Origin of the sequence: Acetatifactor aquisgranensis (assembly GCF_943193215.1) — a bacterium.
GTDB classification, from domain to species: Bacteria; Bacillota; Clostridia; order Lachnospirales; family Lachnospiraceae; genus Acetatifactor; species Acetatifactor aquisgranensis.
Genome location: NZ_CALPDH010000024.1, coordinates 37,483 through 58,505, shown reverse-complemented (window position 1 = coordinate 58,505; position 21,023 = coordinate 37,483). Strand labels below are relative to the sequence as shown.

The 21,023-nt window shown below is 50.8% G+C and carries 18 protein-coding genes and 1 tRNA gene; 14 read left to right on the top strand and 5 right to left on the bottom strand.

Features of this window, described 5'->3' with window-relative positions:
* The first annotated feature begins 102 nt into the window (after positions 1 to 102).
* The 4 genes from NFS35_RS19465 (at position 103) to NFS35_RS19450 (ending at position 5,439) form a co-directional block, all read left to right on the top strand.
* On the top strand, positions 103 to 993 hold the full coding sequence (locus tag NFS35_RS19465) for an AraC family transcriptional regulator (protein ID WP_251208764.1): 891 nt from the start codon (positions 103 to 105) through the stop codon (positions 991 to 993).
* 345 nt (positions 994 to 1,338) lie between these two features.
* Positions 1,339 to 3,123 (top strand): ABC transporter ATP-binding protein/permease, encoded by a 1,785-nt coding sequence (locus tag NFS35_RS19460; protein WP_251208763.1) that lies wholly within the window; start codon positions 1,339 to 1,341, stop codon positions 3,121 to 3,123.
* Complete coding sequence (locus tag NFS35_RS19455) at positions 3,120 to 4,952, top strand: amino acid ABC transporter ATP-binding/permease protein (RefSeq protein ID WP_251208762.1); 1,833 nt, start codon at positions 3,120 to 3,122, stop codon at positions 4,950 to 4,952. Before NFS35_RS19460 ends, NFS35_RS19455 begins: the two co-directional genes overlap by 4 nt.
* Positions 4,953 to 5,022: 70 nt before the next feature.
* Positions 5,023 to 5,439 (top strand): YbaN family protein, encoded by a 417-nt coding sequence (locus NFS35_RS19450; RefSeq protein WP_251208761.1) that lies wholly within the window; start codon positions 5,023 to 5,025, stop codon positions 5,437 to 5,439.
* Between the two features lie 708 nt (positions 5,440 to 6,147).
* Here NFS35_RS19450 and NFS35_RS19445 read toward each other — a convergent pair.
* Together NFS35_RS19445 and NFS35_RS19440 are read right to left on the bottom strand one after the other, a co-directional pair.
* Positions 6,148 to 6,765 carry an AAA family ATPase gene (locus NFS35_RS19445; protein ID WP_251208760.1) on the bottom strand — a complete coding sequence of 206 codons (618 nt, stop codon included), beginning with the start codon at positions 6,763 to 6,765 and terminating at the stop codon, positions 6,148 to 6,150.
* A gap of 3 nt (positions 6,766 to 6,768) precedes the next feature.
* Complete coding sequence (locus NFS35_RS19440; RefSeq protein ID WP_251208759.1) at positions 6,769 to 7,551, bottom strand: DeoR/GlpR family DNA-binding transcription regulator; 783 nt, start codon at positions 7,549 to 7,551, stop codon at positions 6,769 to 6,771.
* 338 nt (positions 7,552 to 7,889) lie between these two features.
* Here NFS35_RS19440 and NFS35_RS19435 point away from each other — a divergent pair, with 338 nt between their 5' ends.
* The 3 genes from NFS35_RS19435 to NFS35_RS19425 are packed head-to-tail and all read left to right on the top strand — an operon-like array spanning position 7,890 to position 9,094.
* Positions 7,890 to 8,432 (top strand): DUF2975 domain-containing protein, encoded by a 543-nt coding sequence (locus NFS35_RS19435; RefSeq protein WP_251208758.1) that lies wholly within the window; start codon positions 7,890 to 7,892, stop codon positions 8,430 to 8,432.
* 10 nt (positions 8,433 to 8,442) lie between these two features.
* Positions 8,443 to 8,658, top strand: a complete 216-nt coding sequence (locus NFS35_RS19430; RefSeq protein ID WP_251208757.1) for a helix-turn-helix domain-containing protein — start codon at positions 8,443 to 8,445, stop codon at positions 8,656 to 8,658.
* A gap of 1 nt (position 8,659) precedes the next feature.
* On the top strand, positions 8,660 to 9,094 hold the full coding sequence (locus tag NFS35_RS19425) for a hypothetical protein (protein WP_251208756.1): 435 nt from the start codon (positions 8,660 to 8,662) through the stop codon (positions 9,092 to 9,094).
* A 95-nt stretch (positions 9,095 to 9,189) separates the two neighbouring features.
* Here NFS35_RS19425 and NFS35_RS19420 read toward each other — a convergent pair whose 3' ends face one another.
* Positions 9,190 to 10,122, bottom strand: a complete 933-nt coding sequence (locus tag NFS35_RS19420) for a DMT family transporter (RefSeq protein ID WP_251208755.1) — start codon at positions 10,120 to 10,122, stop codon at positions 9,190 to 9,192.
* Positions 10,123 to 10,432: 310 nt separating this feature from the next.
* On the opposite strand from NFS35_RS19420, the gene add reads away from it, so the two are divergent.
* Positions 10,433 to 11,437, top strand: a complete 1,005-nt coding sequence (gene add / locus NFS35_RS19415) for an adenosine deaminase (RefSeq protein ID WP_251208754.1) — start codon at positions 10,433 to 10,435, stop codon at positions 11,435 to 11,437.
* A 157-nt stretch (positions 11,438 to 11,594) separates the two neighbouring features.
* Here add and NFS35_RS19410 read toward each other — a convergent pair whose 3' ends face one another.
* Positions 11,595 to 12,488 carry a helix-turn-helix domain-containing protein gene (locus NFS35_RS19410; protein ID WP_251208753.1) on the bottom strand — a complete coding sequence of 298 codons (894 nt, stop codon included), beginning with the start codon at positions 12,486 to 12,488 and terminating at the stop codon, positions 11,595 to 11,597.
* 227 nt (positions 12,489 to 12,715) lie between these two features.
* Between NFS35_RS19410 and NFS35_RS19405 the strand changes: the two genes are divergently transcribed.
* From NFS35_RS19405 to NFS35_RS19380, 6 genes are all read left to right on the top strand, one after another.
* Positions 12,716 to 13,933 carry a type 2 periplasmic-binding domain-containing protein gene (locus NFS35_RS19405; protein ID WP_251208752.1) on the top strand — a complete coding sequence of 406 codons (1,218 nt, stop codon included), beginning with the start codon at positions 12,716 to 12,718 and terminating at the stop codon, positions 13,931 to 13,933.
* An 87-nt stretch (positions 13,934 to 14,020) separates the two neighbouring features.
* Positions 14,021 to 14,344 carry a hypothetical protein gene (locus NFS35_RS19400; protein WP_251208751.1) on the top strand — a complete coding sequence of 108 codons (324 nt, stop codon included), beginning with the start codon at positions 14,021 to 14,023 and terminating at the stop codon, positions 14,342 to 14,344.
* On the top strand, positions 14,325 to 17,081 hold the full coding sequence (locus NFS35_RS19395) for a glycosyl hydrolase (protein ID WP_251208750.1): 2,757 nt from the start codon (positions 14,325 to 14,327) through the stop codon (positions 17,079 to 17,081). Before NFS35_RS19400 ends, NFS35_RS19395 begins: the two co-directional genes overlap by 20 nt.
* A 271-nt stretch (positions 17,082 to 17,352) precedes the next feature.
* Positions 17,353 to 18,258, top strand: a complete 906-nt coding sequence (locus NFS35_RS19390) for a sugar phosphate isomerase/epimerase family protein (protein WP_251208749.1) — start codon at positions 17,353 to 17,355, stop codon at positions 18,256 to 18,258.
* 13 nt (positions 18,259 to 18,271) lie between these two features.
* Positions 18,272 to 19,432 carry a Gfo/Idh/MocA family protein gene (locus NFS35_RS19385; RefSeq protein WP_251208748.1) on the top strand — a complete coding sequence of 387 codons (1,161 nt, stop codon included), beginning with the start codon at positions 18,272 to 18,274 and terminating at the stop codon, positions 19,430 to 19,432.
* Between the two features lie 50 nt (positions 19,433 to 19,482).
* Entirely contained in the window at positions 19,483 to 20,826 is a 1,344-nt protein-coding gene (locus NFS35_RS19380; RefSeq protein WP_251208747.1) for an MATE family efflux transporter, read from the top strand.
* A gap of 90 nt (positions 20,827 to 20,916) precedes the next feature.
* Here NFS35_RS19380 and NFS35_RS19375 read toward each other — a convergent pair.
* Positions 20,917 to 20,989: transfer RNA gene (locus NFS35_RS19375), tRNA-Thr, on the bottom strand.
* Positions 20,990 to 21,023: the final 34 nt, after the last annotated feature.

Here is a 21,023-nt window from a genome sequence, read left to right as displayed (position 1 = left end):
GACAGATTCGTGCCGGAAAAGTCAGGACGAAAGCGGCCGACAGATGTTATCATAATCCCATCAGAGGACAGGGAACAGTGACAGTTCCCGGGAGGAACTAAGATGGACTGGTTGGAGAGCATACGGAAATCCATAGACTACATGGAGACGAATCTGCTGACTTTGCAGGGGGCGGAAGAGGTGGCCGGGGCGGTGTACCTCTCGCAGTTCTATCTGCAGAAGGGCTTCAAGGTCATGACCGGGTATTCCTGCGCAGAGTATATCCGGAACAGAAGGCTTTATCTGGCAGCGCTGGACATCATCGCCGACAAGGAGAGACTGATCGACCTGGCGTTCAAGTATGGCTATGAGACGCCGGAGAGCTTCTCCAGGGCGTTTTCCAGGTTCCATGGGGCCACGCCCGTGCAGGTGAGGGCGAATCCGGCCGGCATCAGGGTATTCCTGCCTCTGAAAATACAAGTGGACATCAAAGGAGGAAATGAGATGGACTATCGTGTGGAGGAGAAGATTGCGTTCCAGGTAATCGGTTATGAGAGGCAGTTCGGCTTTGAGGATGCGCACCGGGAAATCCCCGGTTTTTGGAATGAGGTGCGCGCCGGGAAGATGGCTGGCCTGTGCGCCGGGAAAGAGCCCCGGAATGAGGAGGAAGAAGTGATTCGCAGCTGCGGCATCGGGATGTACGGCGTCTGCATCGAAGACGTGGGGAGTGGGAAATTCCGCTATATGATAGCGGGCGATTACCATGGAGGAAAGGTGCCCCAGGGGATGTCGGTGTTCCGGTTCCCGGAGCTGACCTGGGCCAAGTTCCGCTGCACAGGCCCCATGCCGGAGGCCATACAGGCGGTGAACACGAAGATCTTCAGCCAGTGGCTGCCGGGCAACCCGGAGTATGAAATCGCTTTTCCGGGCAATGTGGAATGGTACAGCGGAAGCGGGAATACCCAGGCGGCGGATTACGAGAGCGAGATATGGATCCCGGTCAAGAGGAAGTAAACTCGTATCCGTGGGAAGGCCATGATTGGATTGCCGCGGCGGAGGGAAGCGTCCGGAGAAAGCCGTGACCGCCACGGCAGCGATCCATGGCAACAGATGAGGGCTGACAGGATTTTTGTCAGCCCTTTATTTTTGCTTTCCGCCCAGGCGTTTCCGGCAAAGACACAAAATATGGGAAATGGATTATCATTTCAACCAAGATCAGAAAGAACCAAAATATCGTTGACAAAATTGTACCATAGGGAGTATACTATATATAGTTAGCGACTACTAACAATGGGTAGTCGCCTTTATTTGAATCAAGGTTAGATGAATCTAATTAATATTAGCCTAGGAGGATGTGCCATGATGATCAATAAAAGGCTGATAGGCACAGTCAGCGAAAGCAAGAAATACATAGCCGGGAACGTGGCGCTGCAGTGGTGTTCCCTTGCCGCCAATATCGTCATGATGACAGCCATCACTAGGCTGCTGGCCGGACTGTTCCGGGGCACGGCGGGCAGCGGCGATATCCTGGCGACGGCCATCCTGGCGGCCCTTGCCGTCATTGTCCGCTACGTCTGCACCACAGGCTCCAGCGCCATGAGCTACCTGTCCTCCAAAGCGGTGAAAAAGACCCTACGGGAGAAAATCTATCGGAAGCTGCTGAAGCTGGGGACTTCCTGCCGGGAACAGGTGAAGACCTCGGAGATCGTCCAGGTGGCGGTGGAGGGCGTGGATCAGCTGGAGACCTACTTCGGCGCGTATCTGCCCCAGTTCTTTTACGCCATGCTGGCGCCCCTGACCCTGTTCGGGTACCTCTGCTTTGTGAACGTCCCCTCCGCCGTGGTGCTGCTGATCTGCGTCCCGCTGATTCCTGTGGCCATAGCGGCAGTCCAGACCTGGGCGAAGAAACTGCTGTCCAGATACTGGGGCCAGTACACGGCGCTGGGGGATACCTTTCTGGAGAACCTCCAGGGCCTGACCACCCTGAAAATCTACCAGGCGGACGGCTTCAAGAATCAGGAAATGAACGAGGAATCGGAGAAATTCCGCAAAATCACCATGAAAGTGCTGACCATGCAGCTGAACTCCATCACCATCATGGACCTGATTGCCTACGGCGGCGCGGCGCTGGGAATCATCATGGCGGTGACCCAGTTTGGGGCTGGGAAAGTGTCCCTGGCGGGATGCCTTCTGATCATTTGGCTGGCGGCGGACTTCTTCATCCCCATGCGGCAGCTGGGAAGCTTTTTCCACATCGCCATGAACGGCATGGCCGCCAGCGACAAGATTTTCCGGCTGCTGGATCTGCCGGAGCCCGCGGCGAAGACGGTTCCGGTTCCGGAGGACTGCTCCATTGTGTGCCAGGGGCTGCGTTTTTCTTATGAAGAGGGCAGGGAAATCCTCCACGGCATCCAAATGGAATTCCCCAAAGGCAGCTTTACCTCCATCGTGGGCGAGAGCGGCTGCGGGAAATCCACGGTGGCAGCAATCCTCATGGGACGGAGCAGGGGCTATAGCGGCTGGGTGAAAATCGGCGGCCAGGAGCTGTCGGAGCTTTCCGAGGAAAGCCTGATGAAGAACCTGACCTACATCAGCCACCAGAGCTACCTGTTCAAAGGCTCCGTGCGGGAAAACCTGACCGCGGCCAGGCCAGGCGCTTCCGACAGCGAGCTGTGGGCCGTGCTGGAGCGGGTAAAGCTGGCGGACTTCCTGAAAGGCGAGAACGGACTGGACACGGCCCTGGCGGAGAAGGCCTCCAACCTTTCCGGCGGCCAATGCCAGAGACTGGCGCTGGCCAGGGCCCTGCTCCACGACAGCCCGGTCTATATTTTCGATGAAGCCACCTCCAATATCGATGTGGAGAGTGAGAACGACATCATGGGGGAGATTCATCGGCTGGCGGGGAAGAAGACCGTCATCCTGATTTCCCACCGCCTGGCCAATGTGACGGTTTCCGACCGTATCTACGTGATGGAGCATGGAAACGTGGCGGAAAGCGGCAGCCATGAGACGCTGCTGGCAAAGGGAAGCGTGTACGCCAAGCTGTGGAACGCCCAGCAGAGCCTGGAGAATTTCGGGCATACCCGGCAGGAGGCGGCGGATTCAAAAAGCGATGAAAACAGAAAGGAGACGGCGGAGAGATGAAGAGACGAAGCGGATTCGCGGTGATGGCAAGGCTGATCGGCCTTGTGAAGCCGCTGACAGGCTATATGATTCTGGCGGTGCTCATGGGATTCATCGGACACCTCTGCGCCGCCTTTATCACCATCCTGGGCGGCTTTGCGGTGCTTGACGTGCTGGGGTATGAAACGGCAATAGGCGCGAAGACAGTGTTCATCTGCGTTCTGCTGTTTGCCCTGCTGCGGGCGGTGCTGCGCTATGCGGAACAGGGATGCAACCACTATATCGCTTTCAAGCTGCTGGCGCTGATTCGGGATAAGGTGTTCCAGGCGTTGCGGAAGCTCTGTCCGGCCAAACTGGAGGGCCGGGACAAAGGGGATTTGATTTCGGTGATTACTTCGGACATCGAGCTGCTGGAAGTCTTCTATGCCCACACCATCTCTCCGGTGGCGATAGCGTTTCTTTTCACCGTGGTCATGAGCCTTTTCATCGGTGCCTTCCACCCGGCGCTGGGACTTTTGGCGCTTGTGGCGTACCTTGTGGTCGGAGTTGTAATTCCGTTGGTGACATCAAGGTTAAGCAACAGTGGAGCGCGGACAAGGCGAAGTGGCTTTGGTAGAGAAAGCATAGTAAAAGTTGTTGCGGACAGAGAATGTTCTGAATCCACAGGCCTGGCTGGGACAGACCCGGCCAGAACAGGACTTAACAATGCCGGAATCCCCGGAGGAAAATCACCCAGGAGAAACGCCGCCATGGAATTCCGCGCCAAATCCGGGGAACTGAGCAGCTTCGTCCTCGACAGCCTACGTGGGCTTCCTGAGACGCTTCAGTACGGACAGGGGGAAGCGCGCCTGGCGGAAATGAACGCCAGGACAGACGGGCTCTCCGGCGACGAGAGACGCATGAAGCGCATCTCCGGAAGGAACATGGCCGCCGCGAACACGGTGATTCTGCTCTTTGACCTGTGCATGCTGTTCGCCAGTGCCATGCTCTGTCAGGCCGGAAAAGTGGATTTCTCCGGCGTGCTGATCCCCACGGCGGCCCTGTTTTCTTCCTTCGGCCCGGCCATCGCCCTGGCCAATCTGGGAAGCACCCTCCAGAGCACTTTTGCCGCCGGGAACAGAGTGCTGGACATCCTGGACGAGGAGCCTGTGGCGGAGGAAATCACCGGGGGCGCTGCTCTCGACAGAATGGCCTTCGGCGGCGCGAAGGCAGAGAAAGTCAGCTTCTCCTACGGGAACGAAAGGATTCTGGAGGATCTGAGCCTTGTGTGCGAGCCGGGCCGGATCACGGGCATCACCGGCAAAAGCGGCTCCGGGAAATCCACGCTGCTGAAACTGCTCATGCGCTTCTGGAAGACGGACAGCGGGGATATCCGCATATCCGGCGTTTCGCTCCACAGCATCAACACAGCATCCCTGAGGGACTGCGAAAGCTTTGTCACCCAGGAGACCCATCTGTTCCACGACAGCATCCGGAACAATCTGAGAATCGCAAAACTGGATGCCACGGAGGAAGAGATAGAAGCCGCCTGTAGAAAGGCATCCGTCCATGACTTCATCATGACCTTGCCGAATGGGTACGACACGCCCGTAGGCGAACTGGGCGACACCCTGTCGGGCGGAGAGCGCCAGCGGCTGGGGCTGGCCAGGGCTTTCCTCCACGACGCGCCCTTTCTGCTCCTGGATGAGCCCACCAGCAACCTGGACAGCCTGAACGAAGCGGTCATCCTGAAATCCCTCTGCGAGGAAGGGGAGGGTAGAACAGTGGCGCTGGTATCCCACCGCCAGTCCACTATGCGGATTGCCGATACCGTATACACGGTGGAAAGTAAAACCGGGCGGAAGAGTTAGGCGGAAAAAAGATGATGCCCCCATCCTTCATGGAGACGAAAAAAGAGAAGAAAAGATTGGAGAAAGTGTCATGAAACTGAAAAAGCTATTCTATGTCGTAATAGGCTGTATCGTGGTAGGGCTTGGGGCTTTGGGCGCAGTGCTTCCGTTGCTTCCCGCCTTCCCCTTTTTGCTGCTGGCCTCCTACTGCTTTGCCAAAAGCTCAGAGCGGCTGCATAAGTGGTTTACCAATACCCGGCTGTACAAGAACAACCTGGAAAGCTATGTCCAGGGGAGGGGCATGACCCGGAAGACCAAGATACGCATCATGGTCACGGTGACCCTGCTGATGTCCGTGGGATTCCTCATGATGGATCAGGTTCCCGTAGGCCGCATCGTGCTGGGATGCGTGTGGTTGTTCCATATTCTGTACTTCTGCTTCAGGGTCAAGACCATCAAAGCGGATTGCCCGGAGACTTATACTGCAGACCGCCGGAATCTCCAGTAGGACGGGCAGCGCAAGCTGATTGCGGATTTCGGCGCCGTATAACAGCTGCCCGTTCTGCAGCAGTTCCGTCATGCAGAAGCTGTCAAAAGAATAAGCGTCCGTAATCCGCTAAGCCTTCCCATGTAGATTCCTACATAGGAACTGTCGGAAAATAACTGATGCAGCTTGTTTAGGAGAAAGCCCGGAAATACAAGGAAAACGGCTATAAACTCGCATCAGTTATTTGTAGACAATTCCATATGATTGCTGAAATTTTGCTTCCCTGGCAATTCTTTGAGCTGGATTTTATGCTTCGCAATCACGAAAACTTACCGTGCAATCCGACTCATTTGACTCACAAGCGAAAGATTCCGGGTACATATCGGCAGATTTCATCGCTGGTATGCATCATTATGCAAGAAAATATAATATCTTTCGTACAATTTTCCGCCGATATCATCATCCCGAAATACTTTCGAATAGAAAAAAATGGTCAGATTGGATTAAGTCGTTCATTTCTTTAATATATAAGCCGACATTTTGTGGCGAGTGGGCATCTGACGCTGTCAGAATTGGCACATTACACTTTACAATAGATTACGGCATTCCTGGAAGATATGGGTATGTTCCAAGAAGTAAATTTCGTCTATATTTCTTTTTACAGCATACTTAATAAACTGTTCTATCCATTCTACTGAATAATCGCCTTTTTCCAAATGAACATGCGCATCAATCATGCGGAATCTCCTCCTTCCATGCCGCAATCTGTGAAAATAATTCTTCCATATTTATTTTTGATAAGTCTGTGGTGTCAACTTTGATTTGTCTGCCATCAATCAGGAAGGCATCAAATCCCCTTTGTTCTATTCCGCAGACAAAGTTTTCATAAGAAATAGTTTTTGTTTTTGGAGTTTTCGGATGATTCTCTTTCTTTTCTGGATAACAGTCATTCTCTACATGTCCCCTGTGCCTGTCAGGACTGCTTTCCCGTTTCAGAAAACGCTGGTAGATAACTTTGTAATCACCTGTCAAGGTAATGGTCAATGCGGAATATTGATATTTTTCCAAAAGATTTTTTATTCCATGTTCTGATGAATGTTCAAAATTATTCTCCAGTATAAAAGGTTGTCCCGCTTTCATAAGTTGACCTGCGACATGATACATGATTTCCATACTGGCAATTCCAAGATTTACTTTTTCTGCTCTCGACTGAAAACCAACATTGTCAAACAGCAGTTCTTTTATGGTATCCTTTGAAATAACAGGCAATTTCAACCTTTCTGACATGGCTTCTGCCATAGTGCTTTTTCCTGCTGCCGGAATACCGGTCACTAATATACAATACATTTTTCATGCTCCCTTCAAATTAACTGTTTCTATAGCCACTCCGAGTTCCCTTGCCTGTATCAGAAAATCCTCAGATACATTATCGTCCGTAATCAGTAAATCATAATCTTTTACCTCACATACAGAATGGATAGAATTTTTTCCTATCTTTTTAGACGGATATAGCCCGATATTCATTCCGCTGTTCTGCATAACAGCTTTTCCAAATTCCACACCAGCGGGATTGTGAATCGAGGCTCCAAAATCCAAAGACAATGCTGCGTGCGATAAAAACGCTTTATCCATGCGGATATTTTTTACCATTTGAATGGTATAAAAATCATGGCAGTGACCACGATGAGACATTTCTCCGCCCAATAATATAACGGATATATTTATTTTTTTTCGCAATACTTCTGCAATGGTAACGGAATTGGTCAATACTGTAATGGTTACATCTCCCGGTAAGTTTTCAGCCATATAATATCCGACCAAAGACGTGGTAATATAAATGACCTCCTTGTTTTGAATATATTCGATTGCTTTTTTGGCAACTGCCAGATAATCAGTCTGTATTTCTTTTATGTCTATTGGATTATATGTCGGCGTGGGGTATATTTCTTTTGGATGAACTGCAATGGCGCCGCCATGTGTTCTTTGCAACAATCCTCTGCTTTCCAATACTTTTAAGTCCCGCCTTGCACAATCCGCCGAAATTTGATAACATTCCTGAATCTCTGATACCAGGATTCGCCCTGTTTGGTTTACTTTGCGAAGAATATCCTTCTGCCGTTCTTCCATAAACATAATTAATACCTCGATTTCGTATTTGCAATTGATAAAGCCTGTTTGTATTTGATTATACTTGTTTTATCTTGAATATGCAAGTCTTATTGACAGAACTGTGTCAAATTAATGCCGTTTTGGCGGTTCGGTTCCTTATTGATCTTTAGCGGTTTTAAATATGAAGCGGCTTCAGCGGACATAACAGGTTTTTGACGACTGCTGTCAAACGGTGCGGCGCCATCTGACCAAACCCTATTTTAACATAAAAAAATTAACGATTATCATAAAATAAATATTGACTTTCATCTATATTGCTCATATAATCAATATCAGGTTTATTATCACAAGGAGGGAAACAGATGAAACCAAGTCAACAGAAAGTCAAAGAACTGAGCCGAAAAATAAGCATTATCCTCAAACTGGGGCTTATCGTTTCCGTTGTCATCATGGCGCTGGCACTGATGGCAATCGGTATCCTGCTGTTTTCGGGAGAAGAGCTAAAGTCCTCTTTTCTCGCCGCCTTTGAAGTCACGGCCAACAACGGGACTACAATCGGCATTGGGCCGCGGCCCCTTTTGACCATGTTCGCATTCATGCTGGTAGATACGGCATTGATATCACTGGCCATCTTTTTTGTCCACGCCATCTTCGAGGAAATGAAGAAGGGCTGCACGCCATTTTCCCGCCGGAACACCGTCCGAATCCGGAAAATCGCATTGGTTACTGCCGTTCTGGGCATAGTGGGAAGCTATTCCGACGCTTTGGTGGACTATTACACCATCGGGGAATTGACCTGGCGGGTCAATGCAATCGGATTGATGATCGCGGCCATCATTTACAGCATTTCCCTGATATTCAGCTACGGCTGCGACCTGCAGCAGGAATCGGACGAAACTTTGTGAGGTGAAGCAAATGCCAATCATCATGAGATTAGACAGAGTCATGGCAGACCGGAAGATATCCCTGAAAGAGCTGTCGGAAAAGGTGGGCGTGGCCAATGTGAATCTGTCCAAAATGAAGACAGGTAAAATCAGCGCCATCCGTTTTTCCACGTTGGAAGCCATCTGCGATGTGCTGGACTGCCAGCCGGGAGATATTTTAGAATATAAGAGAAACGAGGGGGATTGAGATGAAAATCTTTGGATGTATTCTGGTAGTGCTCTATGTGGCGCTGATGTTGTTCGCATTATATATGGAAAAAAAGCATTCCAGAAAGGGTGCACATCCCACGGAAGAGACGCATCCCATGGAAGAGAAGCATTCCACAGGAAGGGTGCATCCCACGGGAAGGATGCTTCCCGCGGAAGAAGCACATTCCGCCGAAAAAACGAAAAGCGCATCCTCCGCATTCATAACAGCGGGATGCCTGTTGAATCTGGGATACACTGTATGCAACGTGTTCTGGAACAGAAACTTTATCCTCATTTTAATCTTCGGAATGATATGCATTTCCATCGGTGCGTTGATGAACGGCTTTCGGCAAAAGAAAGTCCATGTCCATCACCACATCATCCGCCTGATTCTGGAGACAATCATTACTGTGTTCTGTTGGATTGGTGGGTGAAGATATAGGGCAAAAAGAAAAAGGGCTGACAACACGGAATCTCCGGAAGCGGAATCCGGGCATGGATTGAAAAAGTCTCAACCCATTGAAATGAATCAGGCGCTGTTCCCCGGTTTTTCCGCAATACGCTTTTGGCTCCGCCCCGGCAGCTGCACCAGAATGATGGCAAGGAAAGTCAGCGCACATCCGGCCAGTTCCCTGGGACTTAAAATCTGGTCCAGGAGCAGCCATCCGGCCAGGGCAGAGATCACGGATTCCAGGCTCATGATGAGGGAGGCGATGGCGGGATTCAGATTCTTTTGCCCGATGATCTGGAAAGTGTAGCCGATTCCGCTGGAGAGCGCCCCCGCGTATACAATCGGCATCCAGGCCGCAAGGATGCTGCCGAAATCCGGGCGCTCGAACAAAAGCATACAGATTGCGCCCAGGACAGCGTTGGTCAGGGTCTGCATACAGGAGAGCTTCACGCCGTCCATCATGGGAGAGAAGTGGTCTACGGACAGAATCTGGAGGGAAAAGACAATGGCACAGGCAAAGAGGTACAAGTCGCCTTTCTGCAGATGAAAGTCCCCCTTTGTCATGCAGAGCAGATACATGCCAAAAGCCGCCAGCCCTACGGCGGCCCAGATGCGCAGTCCAATCTTTTTCCCCAGGAAAATCCCCAGCAGCGGCACCAGCACCATATACAGCGCGCTGATGAAGCCCGCTTTGCCCACAGTGGTATCCCTCACGCCGAACTGCTGCAAAGTGCTTCCCAGAAACAGGCAGATGCCGCAGCAGACGCCGCCGAAAAGGAGCAGCCGGTTGTTCTTTTTCCGGTCAGTCTGCCGGGGCTGCTTTTTGCCGTGTCTGTCCATGATGGCCGCCATGGGCAGCAGCACCATCAGGGCGACGATATTCCGCATCGCGATAAAAGTGAAAGGGCCCACATAGTCCATGCCCACGCTTTGGGCCACAAAAGTAAAGCCCCATATCAGGGCGGCTGTGAACAGGATCAGGGATTGTCGCAATGTGGTTTTGTTTATCATATCTTTTATCCTTCTGAATTTCATGGGCAGCGCCACAGGCGGCAGCCTGCGCTCCCATTTTCCGTTTCAACATTCTACCATATTTAAGAGAGCCGGGAAAGATGTTTTTGATATTTTCCTGAGTCCCATAAAAATCTTTTTGCTCTTGCTGTCACGCGAAAGACTTGGTACAATATATACTGCTTAACAGTTAAAATTACCGAGTAACCTGACTGCATAACGCCAGCCATATACGTTTAACCAATGCAGTATGGTAAATTCTGGCGCTATGTAGTATAATAAGTACAAAAATCTGCAAAAGGGGGCCCTGATGATTGATTTACATTTACACCTTGACGGTTCCATCCATCCGGAAGACATGTTCCGACTGGCGGAAATGTCAGGTGCGGCGCTTCCGGCGGAGCGGGAAGAAGAAATCAGGAAAATGCTCATGGTAGAACCGGGCTGCAGGAATCTGGGCGAATATCTGGAAAAATTCGCCCTTCCGCTTCAGGTGCTGCAGACTAAGGAGAGCATGGAATATGCGGTCTACCGTCTGCTAAAGAGATTGCGGACACAAGGGCTGTGCTATGCGGAAATCCGTTTCGCGCCCCAGCTGCACACGCAAAAGGGGCTCACCCAGGAAGCTGCCGTACACGCGGCGGTTTCAGGGCTTGGACAGGGAATCAGGGAGTTCGGGATATCTGCCGGGCTGATTTTGTGCTGCATGCGCGGAGCGGGGAATGGGGCGGAAAATACGGAGACTGTGGCCGCGGCGGAGAGATTCCTTGGAAAGGGCGTCTGTGCCGTGGATCTGGCCGGAAACGAGGCAGCCTATCCCACAGAAATGTTTTCCGATGTCTTCGGCAGGGCACAGGAACGTCATGTGCCTGTGGTCATCCACGCCGGTGAAGCGGCCGGAGCGGAAAGTGTCAGGAAAGCGCTGGAATCGGGAGCCCTGCGCATCGGACATGGAATACGCGCCATGGAGGACTCTGGGCTGATGGAGCTTCTCAGGGACAGGAAGATTTATCTGGAAATGTGCTATTCCAGCAATCTCCAGACAAGGGCGGTGGACTCGCCGGAGGATTACCCGCTGCCGGAATTCATGGAGAAAGGGCTTTATGTCACGGTCAGCACGGACAATATGACCGTCTCCGATACCAATCTGAAAAAAGAATATCTGCTGCTGAAGAAGCAGTTCGCCCTGACAGACGATGCATTGAAACAGCTGGCGCTCAACGCCGCAGAGGGAGCCTTTGTCACAGAAGAGGAGAGAGCGGAGTTAAAGTCGCGCATCCAAAGGGAATTTGCCGCATGGCTGGGGCAAGGATGACATATTTGCCCCAGCCAGACAGCGGCGATTTTCGGATAGCCGGGGAACAATATTGAGATTGCAGATATTCTGGGTCTTGGAAATAAACTCTGGTACTGTATGGAGTTCGGTTCCAAGACCTTTTTGCTTGCTTTTTAGACAAATCGTGGTTTTCCGATCATTTGCAGACAGACGCTTTTGCGCCTAACTGGTAAGGTTCTCTCGGAACAGTGCGGGGGGCGTTTACATATTTCTTAAATTGCATTAAAAAGTTGGTGTAGGTAGGATACCCTACCATAGCCGCCACATGATGGAGCGGAATGTTCTTGTCGGCAAGGAGATGCTTGGCGACATCTATACGGTATCTGCTCAGATACTGATAGGGGGATTCCCCGCAAAATTCCTTGAACAAATGAACAAAATAGTATTTGGAAAGATGGCATATCCGTGCCAGTTCGTCTACAGTAATCAGTTCGGCATAATGTTCGCGGATATGTGCGAAAGCCGGAGAAAGCGGATTCTGTTCTCCTAAAACATTGCTTTTCACCGGGACTTGTGCGCACAGACGGGACTCCAGAAGGCTGTTGAGCAATTCCTGCAGAAGAAGACAGGCTCTGGAAGCCGATAGAGTCATTTTCCCTGGCAGTTCGTGCAGGAAAATGCGGCAGATTTCCAGGATGCGCTCCGGCTGTAGCGGATACAGGCACCGGAGAGTTTGGAACAGATGGGGCGCATAGGAAAGGAGCCCTCTGCCGTTTAGGCAGAGATAATAATAGCTCCAGGTCTCTTCTGAAGGAGAGGCCTCATAACGGTATCCATTCCTGCAGTCTATAAGGCAGCAGGAATTTGGGGGCAGGGATACAGACTTGCTTTTCTGCTGGACAAGGCCATTCCCGGCGATGGTGTACAGGAAAATAGCTCCGTCTTCGTTTTTGCTGCCCGTACAGTCGTCAGAATGACCGGAGACATAGCCCGCTGAAGCGATATATAGTGGATAAATGGTGGAAACGTCAGAGGGTTCAAAAAATCTGAACAGACTGTCGCTGTCATTGGCTGTGTGGTCTGGACGCATGGATTCCTCCTAATTGTTGCCGCAAGGCATAATTTATAGGTCTGGCCGCATTGGAAATGCTGTCTCATAAGAAACAGCATTCTGCACATAATAGCAATATTCAATCAGAAATGACAAGAATCATGATTGTGGAATATGTCAAATTATACTATTCTTTAAAAATAAAGTCAATATTAATTGTTGGAATTGGCATATCTGTACATGCGGCAGGGTAGTGATGCTGCCACATGGGGAGAAAGAACAGCCATAGGACAACAAGGAATGGGGGTAGAATTACGACCAGCCCGGACGGAAATATCTATACTTTTTTCTACAATGACACAGGAGTGCATAAGGCATCTGAGTACAAGATGTGGTACCGTACAGATTGGCTGGAAAATATCGGGTGGGATGCTCCGCCGACCACTCCCGGGGAATTCAAGGATTTTCTGATCGACATCCGGGATAAGGATGCCAATGGAAACGGGGATGCGGGCGATGAAATTCCTCTGATGGGATATAACAATGGAAGACAGACGGATCCTATCTGTTTCCTGATGAATCCTTTTGAGCTGTATACAAACAATTATTACTATATCACCGAGGACAATGAAATCCATTTTTCTGCCATCACAGATGAGTGGAGAGAGGGTCTGGCCTATATTGCGGATCTCTATGCGGAGGGTCTGATTGATGAAGCGACATATGCTCAGGATCAGGCTACTTTCAAGGCAATACTGAATAAGGATGGGCAGGAGGCTCAAATCGGCACTTTCCCCTGCTGGTATCAGGGGGCAGAAATCGACACTACGGTTATGAGCTGGTTCACTTATGAGGCTATGGCGCCTTTGAAGGGTGATTATCAGCAGTCTGCAGCCCGTTTCGGCGGCAACTTCAATCTGGTAGGCGCTATCAGCAGCCAGTGCGAACATCCGGAGAAAGCGTTTGAAATTCTGGATTATCTGATTAGTGAAGAAGGTTCCTGGATGGGCGTTTGGGGCATGGAGGGGATTACCTATGAGATGGTGGATGAACAGAACCTTTACGGCACCAATGGGGCTGTCAAGCTGACGGTTGACAGGCTGATTCCGGAATATTTATGGAACTCTGGCTGTTTCCCCCGCTATGACAAGGAGGAAATACGCTATGCGGCTGTTTTGGATGAGAGCACCAAGGAAACGGACAATACGTTTACATTGCTGAAAGCAGCACAAACTTATGAACCCTATTATGTAAACCACCATATTCCTGATATTGTCTGGTGCGAGGACGAGCAGGTAGTGCAGGCGGTTACAGACTACAGTGCTACCATCAATGATTATATCAAGGCGACAGATACAGAGTTCGTCATGGGAAGAAAGAATATTAATGATGACAGCGAGTGGCAGGCGTATCTGGATCAGCTGGACAGCATGGGGCTGCAGGATTACATTGAAATGCTGTATACTTATTATGGTTTGAGATAAGACATAAGAGCTGGAAAGCGGCGGGCATGGCGGACGCAGTGGTGTCCGCCTTTTCCATTACCGCATGTGCAGTGAGGAGAGTTAACTATGGGAGAGAATTGGAAAGACAGATTTCGTGAACCACCTGAGGAATTTAGTGTGATACCGTTTTGGTTCTGGAACGGAACTCTGGAGCCGGGAGAGCTGAAACGGCAAATGGGTATGATGAAAGAGCAGGGAATCTGCGGTGCGTTTATGCATGCAAGGGCGTATATCACTACGCCTTACCTGGAGAAGGAATGGTGGGAAGCGATATCGGCCTGTGTGGAAGAGGGTGAGAGGATCGGTTTTTATCCCTGGCTGTACGATGAATATGCGTGGCCCAGCGGGACAGCGGGAAGTACCTTCGAATATGGATTTCAGCACCCATGAGGAATACGCGGCTCGATACGGAAAACATTTTGGAGGGAAGATTCCCGGAATCTTCTTTGATGAGATTTATATGGCGGCCAGGGGGCTTGCCTGGACAGAGAAGCTGCCGGAAACTTTCCGGGAGAGGCATCACTATGATTTGCTGGAAAATCTTCCCTGGCTGTTACAGGAGGGTAGTTCCCGGGAAGACAAGGTACGCGAGGACTACTTTGAGACTGCGGCACATATGTATGAGACAGCATTTTTTAAGCAGACGGGAGACTGGTGCAGGGAACACCATCTGATGCTCACCGGCCATACGGAGGAGTATCTGTCGATGCATTCCTGGCGGCAAGGAGACTATTTCAGGACTATGCGCCATCTGCAGATTCCCGAAGCTGATTGCCATGACTATCGGTATCGCCTGCCCAGAAAGATTTCTTTCCATGAGCCAAAGTATTCGGTTTCAGTGGCAAGGGCCTATGGAAGAGAGCGTGCCATGTCAGAGGCCATGGGAGGCGCCGGATGGGGCTGCAGCCTTCAGGAATATCGCAGGGGCGTGCATACTATGGGAGCTATGGGAATCAATTTCTTTGTACTCCATGGCATGTATTATGAATGTGACCATCAGGGATCCCAGGCAGATTGGCCCGCCAGCTTTTTCTACCAGAATCCCTACTGGAAATATTTCCGGCACTTTGCGGACGAAATTCGCAGAATCTGTTATATGAATTCTCTTGGGAATCCGGTAGTGCAGATTGGGCTCTATTATCCCATCCGGGATATACAGCGGCATACCATAGGGATTGAATCTGATTGGACGGCCCGGCATATAGAAGAGGGATACAATCAGGCTTTATACAGTCTGGTGGAGAACCAGATGGATGCGGATGTGATAGATGAAGATACCATTCTGGCCGCTCCTGTGAGGGAGGGATATCTGGAAAGCGGCGGAAGGAAAATCCAGGTGCTTCTATTCCCGCAGGAGGCGGTATTGACAGCGGAGCTGAAGACATGGCTGAATCGTTATCAGATATCGGGCGGAAAAGTGCTTTTCTATGGGGAGGAATTGCCATCCTGTAAACTGCCGGAGAAGATTGCAGGGCTGATTGGCCGGGATGTGGAGATATTGAAAGGTGACTCCTCTGAGATATATGTGAATCACAGGAAAATAGAAAACTGTGACAGTTATTTTATCAGCAACAGCGAAGATGTGGAGAAAACGCTGCAACTACGGCTTAACGCTATGGGAAGAGTGAGCCGAATGGATTCGGCCACTGGGAAGATATGGCCCGTCAGTGCGAGATGTGTAGATGGGAAAGTCCAGGTGGAAATCATGCTTGCAGCAGATGAAGCCTGCTATCTTCTGGTAGAGCCTTTGAAAGGGGAGGAACCTGTGGAAACCTGGGGGAAACGCCTGGGGTATGGACAGGAGGCCAAACCGATCCGTATCTGCAATACTCGATGGGAAATGGGGAGGTGCGGGAGGCATTTAAGCCTGTGGAAAGCATCCTGGATTACCAGGAGGCCTCATTGGCAGGACAGCATGGATCAGGCGGATTTGTACTTTCAGAAAGAAGTATTTTTGGAAAGTGATGTATCCGGAGGAAGAATCTGTGTTGCAGCAGTGCAGCAGTTTACGCTCTATGTGAACGGGCATCTGGCAGGAGAGGGCGGCATGAAGCCTGTTACATTGGAGTTAGGTGATTTTTTCCATCAAGGGGAGAATCTGATTGCAGTTCATGTACACAATCCCAACCCTTATCCGGACAGCAATATCTGCTCTGTGGAAAAGCTCCCGGCTGACAGGATGATTTCCTTGCTGCTTGAAGGAGAACTGTACCTGAAAGACATGAGAGAAAATCCGGTGTGCATACAGAGTAACTCTGAATGGATTGTGAGCAATCAATATGAGGAAAGCTGGGAAAATCTGAGCCGTCGTCTCCAGGCCCGTCGCCATGATCCTGCCCGCCAGCTTTGGGCGGAAAGGGACGGCGTGTGGCTATACGCCTGGGAAAGGGGAAATGTGCCGCTTCAACCGTGGGGAGATTTGCCTTTGTATGGGGAAAGACTTTCATGGCCCAGGCGAGTAGCCTATCAGATTACATTGCCTGTGGGAACAGCGGAAATAGCGGCGCCTTGTGTGAAAGGCGGATATCGATGTCGGTTAGATGGTGTGGAGGTATCCTTTGCAGAAGAAAAGGCATTGAGGGTACGGCCGATAGACCGGGTGCGGATGCTGGAATTGGATGTAGAAGCGGAAAGCCCTGAGGATGGGCTGCAGCAACCGCTACAGGTGCTCCTGAAACCAGTGCCTATATCTTATAGGGAATGGGCTTCTTTGGGACTGCCTTGGTTTTCAGGGCAGGCGCTTTATCGTAACCGTTTCTGGTGGAAACCGGATGTTTTCCGGGAAGAGGGGCAGGAGCTGCGTTATATTCTGCAGTGGGGACAGAGAGAGTCCTGTGCGGAGGTCTGGATCGATCATCAGCTGGCAGCAGTGACCCCATGGGCTTCTTATCGGGCAGACATCACGGAATTTCTCCAGGAAGGAGAAAATGAGATTACTATCATAGTGTCCAATTCAGCTGCTCCGGCCAGAAGACATATGCTGGTAGACGAAGGAATGGCTCTGGGATGGAACCGTTATTGGAATGAAGACAATATTGACAGAGAAAGTGAGGATCTTGTGTCGGGATTAATGGGTCCTGTGCGTATTTACAGGCAGCAGAGAGACTTCAGATTAGATGCCCCATAATATTATACTGCATAACGCCAGAATTTACTGTATTACACTGGTTAAACGCATATGGCTGGCGTTATGCAGTCTGGTTACTCGAAAATTATAACTGTTAAGCAGTATAAATGGCAGCTGGACTAACGGATTCCAACTGCCATTATCTCATTTTATTTTAGAGAAAATAGAATGAAAAACATTTTACAGATTGAACAAAATATGGTACTTTTATTTTAAAGGTATTAAGAGGAGATTCGAAAGAGTCTCAAAATAAAGGAGGAAGAAAAGCCAGATGAAATATGACAAAATCAGCGGTTTTGCGGATGAAATCGCGGAGGGCGTGGATACCCAGTTCAGGGTGCTGCAGAAACTGAATATCAGCTATTTTGAGCCAAGGGGAATTGACGGGAAGAATATCGCGGATCTTTCCGATGAAGAGGCGGAGGCTCTGAAAGAGAAGATGGAGCAGGCCGGAATCAGAGTATCCTCCATTGGTTCTCCCATCGGGAAGATAAGGCTTGACGAGGATTTCGAGGCGCATTTCAGAAAGTTCCAGAGAGTAGTGGAAGTAGCAAAAAAACTGGATGCCAGATATATCAGGATGTTCAGCTTCTATCGTCCTGCGAAACCCGATTCGGCAGAGGGCGCTGCCAGCGGTGCTGAAAGAGAAACCGCTCAGGATTGGTCCGCCGAAGAGAGGGAGGAGGTAATCGGCCGTCTGCGCAGGATGACGGCATATGCCAAAGAGCAGGATGTGGTGCTGCTCCATGAGAATGAAAAAGACATTTACGGAGATACCGCAGAGCGCTGTGCGGATTTAATGAAGGAACTGTCCTGCGAGCATTTCCGGGCCGTATTCGATTCCGCTAATTTCGTGCAGTGCGGACAGGATACAAAAGAGGCTTATGAGAAGCTGGAAAAATTCATCAGCTATGTACATATCAAGGATGCATTTTTGGAAGACGGAAAAGTAGTGCCGGCGGGAGCGGGCGACGGAAATGTGGAGTATATTCTGAAGAGCCTTCTGGACAACGGATATGACGGCTTCTTAAGCCTTGAGCCCCATCTGGGAAGCTTTGCAGGGCTGGCTTCGCTGGAACTGGACGACAAGATGCTGGATCTCCCCCAGGGAGGAGAGGGAACCTTTACGCTGGCTTACCGTGCCCTGGAAGAGATTGTAGATAAGATAATCGAGTAGGAGGATTTGCTTTATGGAGAAAGTAAGATTAGGTGTAATCGGCTTTGGAAACATGGGAACGGGACATGTGAAAAACGTGACGGAGGGTAAGGTGCCCGACATGGTAATGGGCGCGATTTGCGATATCGCTCCGGCCAGATGCGAGGCGGCCAGGCAGCAGTATCCCGGAATCCCGGTATTTGGCGATGCCGGGGAGATGTACCGCAGCGGCCTGTGCGACGCCGTTCTCATCGCTACGCCCCATTACTATCATCCGCCCCTTGCCATAGAGGCGTTTGCCCAGGGCTTGCATGTCATCACGGAAAAGCCCGCCGGAGTCTACACCGGACAGGTAAAGGAGATGAACGCCGCCGCGGCGCAGTCTGACAGGAAGTTCGGCATCATGTACAACCAGCGGACCAATCCGGTATACCAGAAGCTGCGGGAGATGATTCAGAAGGGCGAGCTGGGCCATATCAAGAGGATTACCTGGATCATCACGGACTGGTACCGCCCCCAGGCTTATCATGACAGCAGCACATGGCGTTCCACCTGGAAGACAGAGGGCGGCGGCGCGCTGATTAATCAGAATCCCCATCAGCTGGATCTCTGGCAGTGGATGTTCGGGATGCCGGACAGGATATTTGCCAAGGCCAGCTTCGGAAAGTATTATGACATCGAAGTGGAAGACGATGTGATGGCATATTTTGAGTACGAAAACGGCACCACAGGAGAATACATTACCTCTACCGGGGAAGCGCCGGGCACCAACCGCCTGGAGATTGCCTGCGACATGGGCAAGGTGGTGGTAGAGGATAACAGGATTGTCTTCCACCGCAATGTGATATCGGAGCGGGAGCACAATAAAGTCAACGCGGAGCCTTTTGGAAAGCCGGAGTGCTGGGAGTGCAATATTCCGGCGGATTTCTCCGGCGGACCTCAGCATGTGGGGATTCTGAACAATTTCGCTTTCGCCGTGCTGCATGGCGGGCAGCTTCTGGCGCCGGGAGAAGAGGGGGTATTAGGGCTTACGATTTCCAATGCCATCCATCTGAGCGCATGGACAGGAGAGACTGTGGATGTGAAGAACTTCCCGGATGATCGGTTCTATGAGCTGCTCCAGGAGAAAATCAGGACTTCTGCCATCGTGAAAAAGGAGTCCCAGGTAATCGTGGACAACAGCAAGACTTATTAAGATACAGGTAAAATATTCCGGCAGAAGAGCGGATGGAGAGGGAGGCATTCATGACGAACGATTTTTCAAAAGGAAAGATATGGCGTAACATTATATCCCAGGCTATCCCTCTGATGCTGGCGCAGCTGGTGCTGCTTTTGTACAATGTGGTGGACCGCATCTATATCGGACATCTGCCGGGAGCGGACAGTATGGCGCTGACAGGCATCGGGCTGGCGTTTCCGCTGACTACGCTGATTGCCGCGTTCACTTATCTGTTCGGTACCGGAGGGACGCCGCTGTTTTCCATAGCCAGAGGAGCCGGTGAGGAGGAGAGGGCGGAACTGATATTGGGAAACACATGTTCGCTGCTCCTTGGCTGTTCCGCGCTGATGTTTCTTTTCTGCTATCTGTTCCGCAGGCCGGTGCTCTATCTGTTCGGGGCAAGCGACGCTTCCTATGTGTATGCGGATGCGTATCTGCGGATTTATCTGTTTGGAACTCCTTTCGTCATGCTTTCCACGGGGCTGAATGGCTTTATCAATGCCCAGGGTTTCCCTAAGATGGGCATGATGACCACGCTGATCGGAGCGGTGCTGAACCTAATCCTGGACCCTGTCTTCATATTTGTAATGGATATGGGGGTAAGGGGAGCGGCTTTGGCCACTATTTTGAGCCAGATTGTATCTAGCATCTGGGTCCTGAATTTCCTGACCGGGAGAAAGGCGGGGCTCCGCATAAAGAAACAGCATTTGCGGGCAGACTGGAAACTGACCCGGGAAATCGTCTCCCTTGGCATGTCGGGTTTCATCATGCAGGGGACAAACTGCCTGGTGCAGGTGGTGTGCAATGCGACGCTGAAGATATACGGAGGGGATTTGTATGTGGGCATCATGACGGTCCTCAATTCCGTCAGGGAAATCCTGTCGCTGCCGGTAAGCGGCCTAACCAGCGGATCCCAGCCGGTGCTGGGGTACAATTACGGAGCGAAACGGTATGACCGCGTCTGTCAGGGAATCCGCTTTACGGCCTGTATGGGGATTCTGTATACCTTACTGGCCTGGGGAGCTGTGATACAATGTCCTCATTTTCTGCTTTCGATTTTTACGGAGGACGCCGCCATGCTGGAGGCAGGAATCAGCGCGCTGAAGCTGTATTTCCTGGGATTTTTCTTTATGGCATTCCAGTTTACCGGGCAGTCGGCCTTTACCGCTCTGGGATATTCCAGACATGCGGTCTTTTTTTCCCTGCTGCGCAAGGCCGTGATCGTGGCGCCGCTGACGATAATGCTGCCCCAAACGGGGTTGGGCGTGGACGGTGTGTTCTGGGCGGAACCCATTTCCAATTGCATCGGGGGACTTGCATGTTTTATCACCATGTATTTTACGCTGTATCGGAAGCTGAAAACGCGGTAGGATAAATGAATTCCTCCGGCGGCCCATAACCTTTGGCATACAAAATAGCGGAAATCCTGATTTTATCAGGATTTCCGCTATTTTTATTTAAGCTGCTGACGGGAATCGGACCCGTGACCTCCGCACTACCAATGCGACGCTCTACCGACTGAGCCACAGCAGCACATGAGCAACATTCCCGCGCTCACAAATGATAT

Coding starts and splice junctions, on each gene's coding strand:
- NFS35_RS19465 (WP_251208764.1), top strand. CDS start 103: ATGGACTGGTTGGAGAGCATACGGAAATCCATAGACTACATGGAGACG.
- NFS35_RS19460 (WP_251208763.1), top strand. CDS start 1,339: ATGATGATCAATAAAAGGCTGATAGGCACAGTCAGCGAAAGCAAGAAA.
- NFS35_RS19455 (WP_251208762.1), top strand. CDS start 3,120: ATGAAGAGACGAAGCGGATTCGCGGTGATGGCAAGGCTGATCGGCCTT.
- NFS35_RS19450 (WP_251208761.1), top strand. CDS start 5,023: ATGAAACTGAAAAAGCTATTCTATGTCGTAATAGGCTGTATCGTGGTA.
- NFS35_RS19445 (WP_251208760.1), bottom strand. CDS start 6,765: ATGTATTGTATATTAGTGACCGGTATTCCGGCAGCAGGAAAAAGCACT.
- NFS35_RS19440 (WP_251208759.1), bottom strand. CDS start 7,551: ATGTTTATGGAAGAACGGCAGAAGGATATTCTTCGCAAAGTAAACCAA.
- NFS35_RS19435 (WP_251208758.1), top strand. CDS start 7,890: ATGAAACCAAGTCAACAGAAAGTCAAAGAACTGAGCCGAAAAATAAGC.
- NFS35_RS19430 (WP_251208757.1), top strand. CDS start 8,443: ATGCCAATCATCATGAGATTAGACAGAGTCATGGCAGACCGGAAGATA.
- NFS35_RS19425 (WP_251208756.1), top strand. CDS start 8,660: ATGAAAATCTTTGGATGTATTCTGGTAGTGCTCTATGTGGCGCTGATG.
- NFS35_RS19420 (WP_251208755.1), bottom strand. CDS start 10,122: ATGATAAACAAAACCACATTGCGACAATCCCTGATCCTGTTCACAGCC.
- add (WP_251208754.1), top strand. CDS start 10,433: ATGATTGATTTACATTTACACCTTGACGGTTCCATCCATCCGGAAGAC.
- NFS35_RS19410 (WP_251208753.1), bottom strand. CDS start 12,488: ATGCGTCCAGACCACACAGCCAATGACAGCGACAGTCTGTTCAGATTT.
- NFS35_RS19405 (WP_251208752.1), top strand. CDS start 12,716: ATGGGGAGAAAGAACAGCCATAGGACAACAAGGAATGGGGGTAGAATT.
- NFS35_RS19400 (WP_251208751.1), top strand. CDS start 14,021: ATGGGAGAGAATTGGAAAGACAGATTTCGTGAACCACCTGAGGAATTT.
- NFS35_RS19395 (WP_251208750.1), top strand. CDS start 14,325: ATGGATTTCAGCACCCATGAGGAATACGCGGCTCGATACGGAAAACAT.
- NFS35_RS19390 (WP_251208749.1), top strand. CDS start 17,353: ATGAAATATGACAAAATCAGCGGTTTTGCGGATGAAATCGCGGAGGGC.
- NFS35_RS19385 (WP_251208748.1), top strand. CDS start 18,272: ATGGAGAAAGTAAGATTAGGTGTAATCGGCTTTGGAAACATGGGAACG.
- NFS35_RS19380 (WP_251208747.1), top strand. CDS start 19,483: ATGACGAACGATTTTTCAAAAGGAAAGATATGGCGTAACATTATATCC.